The 387-nt window shown below is 57.7% G+C and carries 2 rRNA genes; both read left to right on the forward strand.

Annotated elements, in window-relative coordinates:
• Positions 1 to 81: ribosomal RNA gene (locus tag CHL76_RS16760) — 16S ribosomal RNA — on the forward strand; the annotation flags it as partial.
• A 195-nt stretch (positions 82 to 276) separates the two neighbouring features.
• Positions 277 to 387, forward strand: a 23S ribosomal RNA gene (locus tag CHL76_RS16770); the annotation flags it as partial.

Here is a 387-nt window from a genome sequence, read left to right on the forward strand (position 1 = left end):
CCGCCGAAGGTGGGGCAGATGATTGGGGTGAAGTCGTAACAAGGTATCCCTACCGGAAGGTGGGGATGGATCACCTCCTTTCTATGGAGCATGACCCCGGTCCCGCAGGGACCGGGCAGGGGCCTGGCTTGGCTTTCCTTTTGAGAGACACGATCTCTCTATTTGTTTTTGGCACGTGGGACCTTGACAACCGAATACCGAGACCAACACACAAGCAACACAAGGCGGCCGGTTTACGRACCGGYGGCCGCGTCGAAGAATGACCGCGTATCGAGTGGTTAAGAAGAAAAGGGCGCACGGTGGATGCCTTGGCACTAGGAGCCGATGAAGGACGCGACGAACGGCGAAACGCTCCGGGGAGCTGTACGTAAGCTTTGATCCGGAGAT

The sequence above is a fragment of the Marinococcus halophilus genome, assembly GCF_002265875.1.
Classification (GTDB): domain Bacteria; phylum Bacillota; class Bacilli; order Bacillales; family Marinococcaceae; genus Marinococcus; species Marinococcus halophilus.